The following is a 16,166-nucleotide window of genomic DNA, read 5'->3' as shown; positions in this document are numbered from 1 at the left end:
GCTAAAAAACATTCAAAAAAGTCAAATTATTATAGACTTAATTTATAGGTCAGATTAAATAATCTGACTCAAAAAGAATAAGATTATTTAATCTGACGATAATTAGTAAGGAGAAAATTTTTTAATTATGAGAAGAAATAATAATGATAAATATAGTAAAAATGCCTTACGGAATAAAAAAATACAATAAACTTTGTAAGTTTAATCAATTTCCAAGTAAATATGGATGCGAAGCATGTGGATTTGAAGGTAAGCTGTACAGACATGGATTTTATTATAGAAACTTAATTACCCTTAAAGGTGCATACAAGATAGTCATCCTGCGTTGTAAATGTCAATCCTGTGGTAAAACCTATTCTCTTATACCCAGTTTTATTATTCCTTATAGGCAATATGCTTATGAAGTTATTCTAACTTCTATTATTATGATGCTAAAACTAGGTTATTCCTTTAGTAAAATATTAACTCTTATAAAATCTCTTAATATTAACTACTCATCTCTTAATACAACAGATCTATCATTTTGGAAAAATAGGCTAGTAAGCTCATTATCGAGTATTCGTTTATTTTTTGCACAGTATAAATTCTATAATTCTAACATAAATAGCAAATTACCTATTGATATCATAAAAAAAATTATTATCTTTTGCCGTTTAAGGCACGATTTTAACTTGGATTATTTTTTACACATGCCTAAGTATTTCTTTTGTAAATGATAATTTAATAGGTACAAATTAGATCTATCTTTTTTATCAAATTAAATACTTCACACTTTTTTAATGTCTTTTTATATCAATCTTGTCCTCATTTCTCTTGTTCTATCTAAAATTTTTGTATAATTCCACACAACCTTTAACGGTTTAAATATCGATTTTAAGTCATAATTATTAATAAAAATAGGAGGTTGATAATCAATGATATTAAAAGAATTTAATCAAAAGATAGCATTATTTCGTTATTCTCTGATTGCACCCATTATAACCAATACATTTACTCAGGCTTCTGTAAAAGATTATTTAGCAGAAATTGCAGCAAAGTCTTATACACTGCCTAACGGCAAGAAAAAAGAGTATTCTCCTGCAACAATCAAAGGATGGCTAGTTCAATATAGGAAATATGGTATTGATGGCTTATATCCAAAATCAAGAGCTGATAAAGGTACTTCCAGAAAAATTTCAAATGAAACCAAAGAATTTATTATAAACAGTAAATTAAATTCACCTAAAAAAACTGCCAAGTACATATATCATGAAGTTATAGCTAAAGGTTTTGAAAGTGAAACTAGTATTTCCCTGTCAACAGTAACTAGATTTATAAATAAGGCTAAGATAGGTTCTAAAAAGCTTGTACCTGATGATAGAAGAGCCTTTGAATTTGAGTTTTCCAATGAATGCTGGCAATCTGACGTATCTGTAGGTCCTTACCTTACTATAGAAGATAAAAAATTCAAGACTTATATTATAGCTTTTTTAGATGATTCCAGTAGAGTCATTGTAGGATGCAAAGCATTTTTTAAAGATGATCTTTTATCTCTTATGTCTGTATTTAAAGATGCGGTAGCATCAAAGGGAATTCCTAAAAAAGTTTTCGTTGATAATGGAAAGATATATAAAAGTGAGCAATTTCATTTGATTTGTGCAGCTCTTGGTAGTATTTTAAGTTTTGCAAGACCATATTCCCCTCAATCTAAGGGCAAAATTGAAAGATGGTTCCAAACTATGCAAAAACAATGGATGAATTCAATTAATTGGAATGATTTTAAATCTATAGACCTTTTAAATGAATCCCTGTCGGGTTATGTTAACAGTTATAACAACACTATACATTCCTCAATAAACAAAAAACCAATTGATAAGTACATGTCTAATGTTGAAAATATAAGATTTATTGATTCTAAAACTGAACTAGACTATTTATTTTTATATAAAGTACTCCGTACTGTAAAAAATGACTCCACAGTATCTATAGGTACAAAAATATTTGAAGTACCACTAAAATATGTTGGTGACAAAATAAATATACGCTATGATCCATCATCTATTGATAAAGCTTATATTTTTTCACAGGATGGTAAACTTGAAGATACTATTTTCCCTGTTAAAAAAATTGATAATTCAAAAATCAGAAGAACTAACAATACTAATTCTGTTGATTTTTCTGCCTTTGAAGCTAACTAACCGGAGGTTGATATTATGTATAAAGCTTTTTATGGCTTAACTTTTGATCCTTTTGATAAAAATCTTGACTTAAAATACAGTTTTAAATCTGAGGATTTCTCTAAAGCAATGAATAGATTAGAATTTTTAAAATCTGTTTTAGGGATTGGCGTTATTACTGGAGAGCCTGGAGTTGGTAAGTCTTTCTTGCTCCGCAATTTTGTAGATTCACTAAATCCAAATTTATATAAGTGCGTATACATTCCTATTTCCACTTTAACTGTTATGGACTTCTATAGAGCATTATGCGATGGTCTTGGAATAATTCATGCTCAGAAAAAAGTAACTATGTTTAAGCAAATACAAGAGTCTATATACACTTATAGCCACAGTAAAAATGTAATTCCAGTTATTATAATTGATGAATGTCAATTTTTAAGCAATTCCATTCTTGATGATTTAAGAATAATATTTAATTTTCATATGGACTCAAAGAATTATGCTATGTTAATTCTTTCAGGTCAACCTAATTTTTTACTTCAACTCAGCAGGCAGGTCCATGAAGCACTACGTCAACGAATCATAATGAATTATTGCTTAAAAGGGCTAACGCATGATGAATGTAAGCCCTACATAACTTCTATGCTAAAAGCCGCAGGCTGTTCAGAACCAATTTTTACTGATGATGCTTTTGAACTCATTTATTCAAGCACTAATGGAGCTATAAGACCACTAAATTCTCTAACGAGAATGTGCCTTATCTCTGGTGCTAATGAAAGACTTACTTCTATTAATTCAGATACAGTTTATAAATCTCAGAGTGAAATTGATCTTACAATTTAAAATTTTTTACACTGCTTATTCTGAGCAGTGTTTTTCTATGCCTATATTTATTGACCAATTTTAGAATTTTATACATTGTGGATATTGTGGAGAAAGGGTTATTTAATTTGATTTTTGAGACTTAATTTGCCATTAGTAAGATTATTTAAACTGATTTTTTACCACATTATTACTAATTTTAGGCTGAAATAATTTGACTTTTTAAGGATTAAATAATTTGACGCGTAACACTAAAGTTTCTCTCATGATACTACAAGCTAAATTACACACATATTCATATATTTTCTTCTCTAGTCCCTTGAAAGTTATGTTCTCATCATTTAAACTTATATTATACATAATTTATCCCACCTAATGTTTTTCTTGTCAATTAACATTATAATGGATAATTTATGTATTGGGGATGCTTTCGCATCTCCTTTTATATTTTTCGTAGTATTTAATAACTCTTTTGCCTACAAAAATTATACACTAAGAATTCATCTAAATTTTCTTTTTTAAATGCTATTTTTAGTGCGTAGTATAAGATTTGAAAAATCTAGATAAATGATTTAAAATTTTATTATAAGAATATTGTTTGTTTTAAGATATATTATTCTGCTTATTTTTGAATTTCCAATTCAATTACCAATTAAAACATATACCCTAAAAATATAATTGATAACCGTTATCATTTGATTATCAATGAAGCAGAATAGGGGAGAATTCAACGATTTTCAATGTATCTCTATTACAATAGGCCAAAATCAAATCTCTTGAAATTTTAATGAAATAGAATTTTTAAAATTACTTTTGATATGTGCGATAAAAAACTTTTTTAATAAAAATTTATATAAATCCAATACAAAAATTACTGTAAAAAAGAAGGATTTTATCTCCCTCACGTCGAATTATTTATGCGTAAAATAAGAATTTGACGCAGTTAGATTAAAATTAGCAATATTTTAGGAGGATTTTAATGAAATATAATATAAAAAATTTATTTGATAATACTATACCAAAACAAGTTAATGACTTTTTAAATTATTTAGGAACTATTCGAGGAAAATCAGAAAATACTATTTACAATTATAAAATTGATCTTATTCTATTCTTTCGATTTTTAAAATTATATAAAGGTCAAGTAAAAAAAGATATAGACTTTAATGAAATATTTATTGGAGATATAGATGATGAATTTATTAAAAATATATCACTTTCAGATTTATATGCCTTTATATCTTTTGCAGAAAACTTTAGAAATAATAGCAATTATGCTCGTGCAAGAAAAGTTGCTACATTAAAGTCATTTTTCAAATATTTATCTTCTAAGGCGAAAATATTAAAAGAAAATCCTACTTTAGAATTAGAATCTCCTAAAATTCATAGTAGGAATCCCATATATTTAAGCCTAGATCAAAGCAAAGCTCTTTTAAATGCAGTTAAGGGTGAAAAATATGAAGAAAGAGATTATTGTATATTGATACTATTTTTAAATTGCGGAATGAGACTTTCAGAACTTGTTGGCATAAATATATCAAAGATAAAAAATGATACTCTATCTATAATCGGTAAAGGTAATAAAGAAAGAACTGTATATTTAAATCATATATGTATTAACGCAATCAAAAACTATATAAATATACGAAAAGAACAATTACCAAAGGTATTAGAAGAAGATAAAGATGCCCTTTTCTTAAGTAGAAATAATAAGAGAATAAGCAAAAGAACTGTAGAGATAACAGTAAAAAAGTACATAAAAAAAGCCAACTTAGATTCTGACAAATATACTCCTCACAAACTAAGGCACACTGCTGCAACTCTAATGTATAAGTATGGAGATGTTGATATAAGAAGCCTTCAACAAATTTTAGGACATGAAAGTGTATCCACAACTCAAATATACACTCACGTGGATGATGAAAAATTAAGAGAAGCTGTTAAATCAAATCCATTAAATGATCTTTAAAAAAGAAAGGAGTATCGAAATTATATATTTATTCTGATACTTCTTTCTTTTTACCTGTAATCAACTTAGATAGCCACATAAAATTTATCTAAAAATATTGTCTTTATATAACAAAGTCTATTTTTTCTTTTTCACAATAAAAAATCCAGGATATCTTTCTTCAATAACTTTACTTTCTTCATCTTCATTATAAGATTCTAATATTTCTTTCAATCCATCAATATCGTCAATTAATTCTATATCCATTGGTATATCGTCTTTTTCATCTCTAACGTAGTTTTCATCGTAATCATTAAAAATTTCTCTGGAACTATCTTCCTCATCATAGTCATAGCTATCTTCTTCTATTTTTTCTATTTCTTCTGGATCTTCAATAATTCCATCTATTAAAATTGATTTTTTATCTCCATCTAAATCAAGGCAGTTACCACAATTATTACAAATTTTATTTACATCTAAATCACATATATTACAATCGCCGCAGTTATTACAGGCTTTTTCAATATCAAAAATACACGTTTTACTCATATTATACATTAACCCTTCTTTACTTTAAATTTAAACAGTAAAACTAAATATAACATAAACATTAGTAATTATCAAGACTTTAAGTTTAAATTTTGGTATTTTAAACTATATGTGTTTTTGATAATTTGTTTTTGTGATAGATTTATATGTATAATTTGAAATTTAAATTTTAGGTTTACATATTTTTAATTTACATAATATTTATTAAGTAAATTAAATACTGTAAATATATAACTAAAATAAAAATTTTAAATTATTTTCACTTAAGTCTTCTTCGTTATTAATATTTAAATTTAATAATATACTTACCCAAATTATACATATCATAATATTTTAACTAACTCTTTTGCTATTTTTTTATGACCAATACTATTTAAATGTAACCCATCAATATAATATATAGGATTAACTTCCTCATTTTCTTTATAAAACATAGAATTAAAATCTATATTTCTTATAGTATAATCTTTAGAAAACTCCTTTATCCAAACTCCTAATTTTTTTAGATTATCATTAATAGAATTCCCACCATAATTTGCAACCGATTTCCATTTCTTTTCTGCCAAAGAACTATAAACTGGTGTTGGAATTGCTATAATGGAGTTTATATTATAATTAAGCATATGAAATAAAACAGTTGCTATATTAGCCCTAACCTGTTCTTGTGCAACTCCCCATATAAAATCATTTGTTCCTATCATAATTATTGCTTCACTAGCTTTATTTAAAATTACATCTCTATAAATTCTGCTTAAAACTCCTGTACTTGTATCACCACATATTCCTTTATTCAATACTTCTGAATAGATTTCATTTTCAAGTATTGAAGACCATCTTTCACTTTTCTTAACTCCATATCCGTAGGTTAAACTATCTCCTATACAAACTATTTTTTTCATCACACAATATGCCCCCTAAAATTATTCTATAAGAATTTAATTTAAAGTATAAATTATATTTTGAAAAAATAAGCCATTTGAACTATGCTTAATTGTTTACAAAATATAATTTTATAACAATATAAAATTCCCTGGAATATGATAGATACTAAAATATACTTTATATCAATTAAATATCATAGGGGGAGATTATTTTATTAATATAATAAATAATCTTAATTAATATATTTTAGTATCCTAACAAAATTACAGAGTATTTTATTATTTATTTACCATATGAATAGCACCTTTATTAACAGCTAAAGCTGCCTCTTTCATAGCCTCACCTACAGTAGGATGTGCATGTACTGTAGTAACAATTTCTTCTACCGTCGCTTCAAGCCTTAGAGCTAGTGCTGCTTCAGTTATAAGATCTGTTGCCCTTGGTCCATATATATGAACACCTAAAACCTCATCATATTTTTTATCTGTAATAAATTTTATAACACCGCTAGTTTCACCCATTATAAGAGATTTACCATTGGCAGCTAAAGGAAATTTACCAATCTTATAATCTATACCCTTCTTTTTAGCTTCTTCTTCTGTCAAACCTACAGATGCTATTTCTGGTTTAGTATATACACAAGAAGGCACTGTTTTATAATCCATTTTCTTATTTTCACCCATTATATTTTCTACGGCTACTATTCCTTGATCTGAAGCAACATGAGCAAGCATGTTTTTACCAGTACAATCTCCTATAGCATATATACCTTTTATATTGGTTTCCATTTTATCATCAACTAAAATACATCCTCTTTCCGTTCTTATACCAATCTTTTCAACTTCTAAATCAACTATATTAGATCTTCTACCTACAGCTACTAACACTTTTTCCGACTCTATACTAAAATCACCTTTATCATTTGTAAATAAAACCTTTAGCCCATTATTGCTTTTTTCAATAGCTGTAACTTTTGAATTATTATATATATCTACACCTTTACTTATGAGTTCTTTTCTAGTAAGTTCTGCAATTTCCCTGTCTACAGGCGGTAAAATGTAAGGAAGCATTTCAATAATACTTACCTTACAGCCTAATGGATTAAATATGCTGGCAAATTCTACTCCGATTACTCCACCACCTATAACAACTAAACTCTTAGGGTTATTTTCTAAATTTAGAGCTCCTGTACTGTCAATTACTCCTGGCAATTTGCTTCCTATAATAGGAGGTATAAAAGGCACTGATCCTGATGCAATTATAGCAGTATCAAAATTTATTTTTTCAACAGATCCATCTTTTTTTTCTACACTTAATGTATTATTTGATTCAAATGTTGCCGTTCCCTTAATTACTTTAACTTTGTTTGCAGCCAGTAATCCTTTTACTCCAAAAACCAGCTTGTTTACCACAGCTTTTTTTCTGTTCTGAATAGATTCCCAATCTACAGTTACTTTTCCTTCAACTTTAATTCCGATATCAGCTCCAGCTTTTATCTGCTGAAGAAGTTCTGAAGAATGTAATAAAACCTTGGTAGGTATACATCCTACATTTAAACAAGTACCTCCTAAAGTATCCTTCTCAATTACAGTTACTTCTGCTCCTAATTGAGCTGCACGAATAGCTGCTACATATCCCCCTGGTCCACCACCTATAACTGCTAATTTCATAATTAATCCTCCTTTATAACAAAAGCAATTCTGGCTTTTCAATATACTTTTTAAGCGTAGATAAAAATTGAGCAGCTACAGCCCCATCCACCGCTCTATGATCTGCAGTAAGAGATAAATTCATAAGTGGTTTTATTACTATTTCGCCATCTTCAACTACTGGTGTTTCTGTTATTTTATTGACGCCTAGTATAGCAACTTCTGGTTGATTTATAATGGGAGAGAAGTACTCTATACCGAACATACCTAAATTTGTTATAGTAAACGTTCCACCTTTTATACTATCAGATGCCAGTTCATTATTTTTTGCTTTTCCAGCCAATTCTTTAACCTCTTTAGAAATTTCTTCTAATCCCTTATTATTTGCATATTTGATAACCGGAACTATTAATCCTTGATCTAAAGCTACTGCTACTCCCATATTCACATAGTTTCTCATAATCAATTCATTTCCAGCAACAGAACAATTGAGTAAAGGAAATTGTAACAATACCTTTGAAACTATTTTTATCAATAGATCTGTATAGGTTATCTTACATATATCTTTAAAATCATTCCTCAATTTCCTTAAATTACTGGTATCTACCTTTATATCATAAGTAACTGTCGGTGATGTATTCCAGCTTTCACTCATTCTTGCGGAGATTACTTTTCTCATAGGTGATAATTCAATTTTTTCCTCAGAATAAACTTCATTATTCACAATTTCATTGACTGCGCTGCTATTATTAAAATTAAGTACATCCTCCTTCATTATTCTTCTTTCTGAATTTATTTCTTTAAGATCCACATTTAAATCCTTTGCTAATTTATAAGCTGTAGGTGATACTTTAACTTTATTATTTTCTATATATTTTTTTACATCTTCCAGTACTATTCTTCCCTCTGGCCCTGTTCCTGTAATAATCTCAAAGTCTAAATTATTTTCAAGGGCAAGTTTTTTTGCTGCAGGGGATATTTTCACTCTTCCCTCTTTAACCTTGGTAATTGTATTAGCTTTTTCTTCTTCTTTTCCCTTGATATTGTCAATTTCCACACCTTCTTCTGCTGAATCCCCATTGGCTTCCTTTAACAAATCATATATATCCTCATCTGCATCTGCAATTATGGCTACAGCCTTTAAACACTCTACAGTTTCTCCTTCCTCAGTCAGTATTTTTCTCACAACTCCACTTACTTTAGATTCAATTTCATTAGTTAATTTATCAGTAGTGACATCAAATAGTATTTCTCCCTCTTTAATCTCTTCACCAACTTTTTTATGCCACTTTTCTATTTCTCCTTCCGTCATAGTCAATCCAAGCTTTGGCATAACAACTAAACTACCCATAAATAATCCTCCCTTATTTAAATTTTATGGACCATACCTAGTGGAACTTATCCTATTAGTGATTTAGCAGCTTCTGTTATCTTCTTAGCGGTTGGAAGTACAAAGCTCTCAAGACCTGGAGAATACGGTATAGGCGTATTAAGAGAGGCGACTCTTATTACTGGTGCATCTAAATAATCAAATATTTTCTCATTTATTTCTGCTGAAATCTCTCCACTATAGGCTCCTCTTTTATTTTCTTCAGTGACAATAAGAACTCTGTTAGTTTTCTTTATAGAATCAAATATAGTTTCTTTATCCAGTGGGAATAATGTTCTTGGATCTATTACTTCTGCATCTATGCCATTCTTTTCTAATTGTTTTGCAGCTTTTAAAGATTCATGTACCATTCTTCCTGTAGCTATAATTGTAATATCTTTTCCCTCTCTTTTTATATCTGCTACCCCAAAAGGTATAGCTTTTATTTCTTCAGGTACTTCTCCTTTCATGGCGTAAAGCATCTTGTGTTCCATAAATATAACTGGATTATCATCCTCAATGGCAGTAATTATAAGCCCTGCTGCATCTGCCGGAGTTGATGGATAAACTACTTTGAGCCCAGGTATATGAGTAAACCAGGCTTCTAATGATTGAGAATGTTGTGCTGAAGCGCCTACGCCTGCACCGCAAGGCATTCTTACAACCAAAGGTAAATTCATTTTTCCTCCAGTCATATATCTAAGCTTAGCAGCTTGATTTACAATCATATCCATAGCTACTGTGGAAAAATCCATAAACATCAATTCTGCAATAGGTCTTAAACCTGTAGCTGCAGCACCTATAGCACAGCCTAAAATAGCACCTTCAGATATGGGTGTATCTCTAACTCTCATTTCTCCAAATTCTTTATGCATGCCTGAAGTTACACCAAAGCATCCTCCAAAAGGACCCACATCCTCTCCAAATATAAAAACGTTTTCATCTTCCAACATTTTAATTCTCATACCTTCTCTTATGGCCTCTGAATAACTCATAGTCTTCATATTATTCCATCCCTTCTTTAATATCAGAATATATATCTTCAAAAACAGTTTCTAATTCTGGATAAGGACTATTATTTGCAAAATTTACAGCTTCTGAAATTTCTCCATCAATATCCTGTTGTATCTTATTCAATTCTTCTTCACTTGCAATTTTTTTATATATAATATATTTTTCAGTACGTAATATAGGATCTTTTTTTAACCATTCTTCCTGTTCTCCTTCTGGCTTATATATGCCAGGATCTCCTTCATAATGACCTCTGTGTCTATAGGTCTTAAATTCAAGAAGCGTTGCTCCAGCACCTTCTCTTGCTCTATCTATAGCTTTTTTTGCAGACTCATAAACTGCCAGTACATCATTTCCATCTACTATGATTCCAGGTATTCCATAAGATGAAGCTCTATCTGCTACATCTACTATCTTTTGATGCCTCTTTTGACTTACTGAAATTCCATAGCCATTATTTTCACACACAAATACTATAGGCAAATTCCATACACTTGCCATATTTAACGCTTCATGAAATGTACCTTGATTTGTGGAAGCATCACCAAAGAAACATATAGAAACCTGTTTTGTTCCTTTATATTGGGCAGATAATCCTGCACCTAAGCATATGTCATGGCCAGCACCTACTATACCATTGGCTCCTAATATTCCTTTAGTAGCATCAGCAATATGCATAGATCCTCCTTTTCCCTTACCATAACCAGTTGCCTTTCCAAATAATTCAGCCATCATAAAATTCAATTCTCCACCCTTTGCAATAATATGTCCATGACCTCTATGAGTGCTGGTTATATAGTCATTCTCATTTAAATTTGCAGAAACACCTGTTGCCACTGCCTCTTCTCCTATATATAGATGCACAAATCCTGGTATTTTACCTTCAGCAAATAGATTCATAGCTGTTTCTTCAAATTTTCTTATTCTAAGCATAGTCTTATACATACTAATAACAGTATCATTATTTACTTTTACCATGACAATCCCTCCATAATAATATAATAGTATAGAAAACAATAATATTTTAAAGGCTTCTTCGTAGTATTTTTCAGTACATTTACTATATACAGCAAAAGGCATGCCAAAATCAGCATGACTTTCTGTTGTTCCCTTTGGATCCTATTAAATTAAATATCCATGAGACATCCTCTACATTTTGTACTCTCATCACATTTAGATAAATTATACTACTATCATATAAAAAGTCCAAATGTGGAAAATATTTTTCTCTAAATGGGAAATTTCCATTATAATTCCCATTTAAAAACTTTTAGAATAGTTATTAATATCATATATTTTAATTTTTCTATATAATGTTGATTTACCTATACCTATAAGTTTACTTGCTTCAACTACGTTTCCATTACAATTTTTCAGAGCTTTTAAAATAAGATCCTTTTCTCTTTCTTTAAGGGTTTCTACATTGCCTTCATTGAATTTATTTTCATTAATATTTTTACTGTTTCTATATACAAATGAATAATTAATAATTTCATCTTTTGATAAATAATATGCCCTTTGTACTACATTTTCAAGTTCTCTAACATTTCCTGGCCAATTGTGACTTTTAATTTCATTTATAAATGTTTCTCCAAAAATCTTTTTATATTTACAGTTTTTATTATTTAATCTATCTAAAAATAAATTTGCACACAATACTATATCCTCTTTTCTTTTCCTTAAAGGAGGAATGTGTATACTGAAAACATTTAATCTATAATATAAATCACTTCTAAAGTTATTTATTTCAGTTTCTCTATATAAATCTCTGTTGGTTGCAGCTAATACTCGCACATTCAATTTTCTTTCATACTTTCCGCCAAGCCTGGTTATTGTATGATTATCTAAAACTCTTAGAAGTTTAGATTGTACCTCTAGCGGAAGTTCTCCAATCTCATCCAAAAATATAGTCCCACCATTGGCTAATTCAAATTTACCTGGATACCCTTCTTTAGAGGCTCCTGTAAAGGCTCCTGCCTCGTAACCAAAAATTTCACTTTCCACTAGATTTTTAGGAAGGGCTGCACAATTTATTGCTACAAAAGGTCCATCTCTTCTACTGCTCTCATTGTGAATTGAATGAGCAAATAATTCTTTACCTGTACCACTTTCTCCCATTATAAGTACTGAACATTCATTTTTTGCAATATTCTTAGCTTCATCTATTATAGACAGCATTTTAGGATCTTCAGTCATAATATTTTCAAAGGAGTATTTTGAAGAAAATCCCATCATTTTATTTATAACACTTCTTACATTCTTTAAATTTTTTACAATAATTACAAGTCCCTTTTGAATACCAGATATTTCAACAGGTGTGATATTTATATTACATTCTATTCTGTGTTTTTTTACGTGTAAAATAGCTTCTCTATCAGAAATTCTCATATCTTTTGTATTATCTGTATTTTTTATAACATCTTTAAATAGAAATTTTATATCTAAATCATATATTTCTTCCTTAGATATTTTTAGTATATTACATAATTTTGAATTAAAATTTTTTAATCTAAAATCATTATCCATAACTAATAGACCATCATCAATGGAATTAAAAGCCGCATCTACTAATTTTCTCTGTTCAATCATTGAAAATTGCTTTTGTATAGTATCTGCAGCTTCAACTACTATTCCTATGGTGTGTGAATGAAAGTTAGAAAAATTTCCTGATAAATTTATACATCCTATAATATTACCTTCGCTGTCGTGTATAGGTGATGCTGAACAAGTCCATTGATGCTGTTTTTTGCAATAGTGTTCTGCTCCCAATATTTGCATTGGTTTATTTAAATAAATACTTGTACCTATAGCATTAGTACCTACATCCTTTTCTAACCAGCAACAGCCTTTTAAAAAACTTAATTTTCTATTTTCATCCATTATGGTCTCATTTCCTATTACTTTTAGAATAACTGCATTTTCATCTGTCAAAATAATGGAATAGTTAGATTCCTTTAAAAGATTGTATAGATCCAGCATTACCGGTAAGGCTATCTGTATAAGTTCTTTTTTATTGTCCAATATTCTATTTAACTTTTCTATAGATACTTTTTTACCTTCTCCCATATTGGGATTTACATTTAAACCTTTACATCTCATCCAAGAGTTCAATATATCCTGTCTCATATCTTTAGATACTCTATTATGATTTACAAACTCATCCCATATTTTTTCTATCTTTGCTGAATAGTTCATAAATATTCTCACCCCCTAAAAGGTATAAAAGTTTTATAATTAAGCTGTGCTTTTATATAATTTATTTCCTAAATAAATTATAATCTATTATATTTATCTAAATCAACCCACCTATGAAAGAGAGGTTATCTTAAAAGGATTAAATATTCATTAAATTTGAAAATACCTTCATGTAATTACGCAAAATTATATTAATAACTAAAAAAAACTGCCTCACAATACCATATATATGTATTGTAAGACAGATATATATTAATTGATATTTTATTAATGTACTAATAACTCTGTCTATTAAAATTTTTTAGAGTTTCCATTCCTTCAAAAGCTTTATAAGAACTACGTACAAAAGGACCTGAAGCTACAAATTTAAACCCTTTATTTGAGGCTGTATACTTATAATCATTAAACTTTTCTATTGATACATATTCTACTACTGGTACATGTTTTTGAGACGGAGAAAGATATTGTCCTAAAGTTAATACATCACATTTAACAGAAATTAAATCATCCATTACCTTCTCTACTTCTTCCTGTTTTTCTCCAATCCCCAGCATAATTCCAGATTTAGTATATATTCTTTCATCCATACGCTTACATTGATTTAAAAGCTCAATGGATCTTTCATAAACTGCTTTAGGTCTAACCTTTTTATATAATCTTGGAATTGTCTCTATATTATGATTGATTATATCTGGCTTTGCCTCTACTATCTTTCTAAGAGCTTGCCAATTTCCCTTTAAATCTGGTATTAGAAGTTCTATAGTAGAATTAGGATTTAATTTTCTTAAGGCATTAACAATTTTAACAAAATGATCTGCTCCTCCATCTCCTAAATCATCTCTAGTAACAGAAGTTATAACTACATGCTTAAGTCCTAATTTTTTACTAGCTATTGCTACATTTACTGGCTCTTCACTATCAAGATCTCTAGGTAATCCTTTTCTTACAGCACAAAATCTGCAGTTTCTTGTGCAAACATCTCCCATAACCATAAAGGTAGCAGTTTTATTTTTAAAACACTTTCCTATATTAGGACAATTTGCACTTTCACAGACAGTATGAAGTGATAGTTTTTTAAGCATACTTTCCATTTCTTCTAATACTTGCATTTCTGGTGCTTTCACTTTAAGCCATTCAGGTCTTTCAGACATAATATCACTCCCTATCTAATCAATAAGCATCTTTAAAATTTAATTTATATAAACCTAATAGTCATCGGATAAATCTTCTATATTAGCTTTATCAATTAATTCCATATGAAAAGTTTTCTCAAATTGTATCTTAACGTTATATAGTATTTCATCATAATATACATCTGAAATAAAGTCTTCAAGAGAACATATTCCAAATTTGGTTATACCGCAGGGATTTATTAGTGCAAAGTGATCTTTATTTATAGAAATATTAAAAGAAAATCCATGCTTGGTTATCCATCTTCTAAGTGCCACCCCTATAGCTGCAATTTTAGCATCATCTATCCATACTCCAGTGTACTTAGCTTTTCTTCCAGCTTTTATATGATATATCTGTAAAGTTCTAATTATTACTTCTTCTAATTTTCTTAAATATAAGTGAGCATCTATATTAAATTTATTTAGATTTAATATAGGATAAGCTACTAGTTGTCCTGGGCCATGATAAGTAATATTTCCTCCTCTTGTACTTTCATACAACTCTATTCCCAATTCCTTTAATTTTTTCTCTGAAATAAGTAAATTTTCTCTACCACCTGCTTTTCCGATGGTAATAACAGGACTATGCTGAAGCAATAATAATATACCATCTATTTTACCGCTACTTACAATATCAAAAGCTTTTTTCTGTAATTCAAGTCCTTCTTTATAGGATATAAAATCTTTTAATTCAGTAACATAACAACTTTTCAAAATTTTCGCCTTCTTTCTTTGATGAGGCCAATTATCTTTTTATTCAATATATTATTTTGAATACAACACATATTAATTTTAATTTATAATAATTCTCTTATTATAAATTTATAGCAATTTTTATACCAATTCTTATACTTGAATATTAAATTAAGCTTTTAAACTAAATATATTATAATAGAATACTTATTTACCTATTATAACTTCATGGATTTCAATGTGTTAAATATTTTATATACATTATAATAGAAATTTATATTAAAAATAGCTCTCAAAATGGGAATAATTTTCTCATATTCCCATTTTGAGAGCTAAAATTCTATCAAGAGATTTATTATTTATTTTTATCCCATGATTACAAGGACACTAATTCTCTACTTTCATCACAAGCTGTACAGTGTTTCACGCAAAATTAAAGAGCTCTGAGTTACGTTTATTAAAATGCTCCAGATCCACCGCCGCCTCCAGAACAATCTCCTCCACCAGAAAATCCGCCAAAATTGCTGCTATCCCCATATAAATTTTCAGTATTATCATCATATACTAATTTTTCTGAATAAAATTCAAGAAAATCTTTATCTATGTCTAATGCTATTGCATAAATTAAAATATCATCAATACATTGATTATTTATAGCTTCATGCTGTTTACATGCGCACTCTTCAATATAGTTTTTATATGCTTTCCACATTAGGAATC

14 protein-coding genes are annotated in these 16,166 nt (G+C 28.9%); 4 read left to right on the top strand and 10 right to left on the bottom strand.

The features are described 5' to 3' along the window. Positions 1 to 143: 143 nt before the first annotated feature. From CLPA_RS22115 to CLPA_RS09585, 4 genes are all read left to right on the top strand, one after another. Entirely contained in the window at positions 144 to 716 is a 573-nt protein-coding gene (locus CLPA_RS22115) for a DUF6431 domain-containing protein (protein ID WP_051803905.1), read from the top strand. Positions 717 to 914: 198 nt separating this feature from the next. Continuing rightward, on the top strand, positions 915 to 2,177 hold the full coding sequence (locus CLPA_RS09595) for a DDE-type integrase/transposase/recombinase (RefSeq protein ID WP_236900380.1): 1,263 nt from the start codon (positions 915 to 917) through the stop codon (positions 2,175 to 2,177). A gap of 15 nt (positions 2,178 to 2,192) precedes the next feature. Continuing rightward, positions 2,193 to 2,999, top strand: a complete 807-nt coding sequence (locus CLPA_RS09590) for an ExeA family protein (protein ID WP_003448320.1) — start codon at positions 2,193 to 2,195, stop codon at positions 2,997 to 2,999. A gap of 958 nt (positions 3,000 to 3,957) precedes the next feature. Further along, positions 3,958 to 4,947, top strand: coding sequence for a tyrosine recombinase XerC (locus CLPA_RS09585; protein ID WP_003444353.1), 990 nt, complete (start codon positions 3,958 to 3,960; stop codon positions 4,945 to 4,947). Between the two features lie 117 nt (positions 4,948 to 5,064). Here the strand turns inward: CLPA_RS09585 and CLPA_RS09580 are convergent, their stop codons facing one another. From CLPA_RS09580 to CLPA_RS09535, 10 genes are all read right to left on the bottom strand, one after another. Then, positions 5,065 to 5,475, bottom strand: a complete 411-nt coding sequence (locus CLPA_RS09580; protein ID WP_003444351.1) for a hypothetical protein — start codon at positions 5,473 to 5,475, stop codon at positions 5,065 to 5,067. A 323-nt stretch (positions 5,476 to 5,798) separates the two neighbouring features. Continuing rightward, complete coding sequence (locus CLPA_RS09575; protein ID WP_003444349.1) at positions 5,799 to 6,374, bottom strand: GDSL-type esterase/lipase family protein; 576 nt, start codon at positions 6,372 to 6,374, stop codon at positions 5,799 to 5,801. A gap of 261 nt (positions 6,375 to 6,635) precedes the next feature. Next, the gene (lpdA, locus tag CLPA_RS09570) at positions 6,636 to 8,027 is read right to left on the bottom strand and encodes a dihydrolipoyl dehydrogenase (protein WP_003444347.1); all 1,392 of its coding nucleotides are present in this window, start codon (positions 8,025 to 8,027) and stop codon (positions 6,636 to 6,638) included. Positions 8,028 to 8,040: 13 nt separating this feature from the next. Then, positions 8,041 to 9,357, bottom strand: coding sequence for a dihydrolipoamide acetyltransferase family protein (locus CLPA_RS09565; RefSeq protein WP_003444345.1), 1,317 nt, complete (start codon positions 9,355 to 9,357; stop codon positions 8,041 to 8,043). A 47-nt stretch (positions 9,358 to 9,404) separates the two neighbouring features. Next, a complete protein-coding gene (locus CLPA_RS09560) occupies positions 9,405 to 10,379 on the bottom strand; it encodes an alpha-ketoacid dehydrogenase subunit beta (protein ID WP_003444343.1) in 975 nt (324 codons plus the stop codon). A gap of 1 nt (position 10,380) precedes the next feature. Beyond that, positions 10,381 to 11,364: a thiamine pyrophosphate-dependent dehydrogenase E1 component subunit alpha gene (locus tag CLPA_RS09555; protein ID WP_003444341.1), complete on the bottom strand. Its 984-nt coding sequence runs from the start codon at positions 11,362 to 11,364 to the stop codon at positions 10,381 to 10,383. Between the two features lie 282 nt (positions 11,365 to 11,646). Beyond that, a complete protein-coding gene (locus CLPA_RS09550) occupies positions 11,647 to 13,581 on the bottom strand; it encodes a sigma-54-dependent Fis family transcriptional regulator (RefSeq protein ID WP_003444339.1) in 1,935 nt (644 codons plus the stop codon). 275 nt (positions 13,582 to 13,856) lie between these two features. Further along, positions 13,857 to 14,732 carry a lipoyl synthase gene (gene lipA / locus CLPA_RS09545; RefSeq protein WP_003444338.1) on the bottom strand — a complete coding sequence of 292 codons (876 nt, stop codon included), beginning with the start codon at positions 14,730 to 14,732 and terminating at the stop codon, positions 13,857 to 13,859. A gap of 54 nt (positions 14,733 to 14,786) precedes the next feature. Further along, entirely contained in the window at positions 14,787 to 15,467 is a 681-nt protein-coding gene (gene lipB / locus CLPA_RS09540) for a lipoyl(octanoyl) transferase LipB (RefSeq protein WP_003444335.1), read from the bottom strand. Between the two features lie 436 nt (positions 15,468 to 15,903). Next, positions 15,904 to 16,158, bottom strand: coding sequence for a hypothetical protein (locus tag CLPA_RS09535; RefSeq protein WP_003444332.1), 255 nt, complete (start codon positions 16,156 to 16,158; stop codon positions 15,904 to 15,906). Between the last annotated feature and the right edge of the window lie 8 nt (positions 16,159 to 16,166).

It is taken from the genome of Clostridium pasteurianum DSM 525 = ATCC 6013 (assembly GCF_000807255.1).
Classification (GTDB): Bacteria; Bacillota; Clostridia; order Clostridiales; family Clostridiaceae; genus Clostridium_I; species Clostridium_I pasteurianum.
The sequence above is the reverse complement of the archived record's forward strand: the minus strand, read 5'-3'. Positions and strand labels throughout refer to the sequence as shown.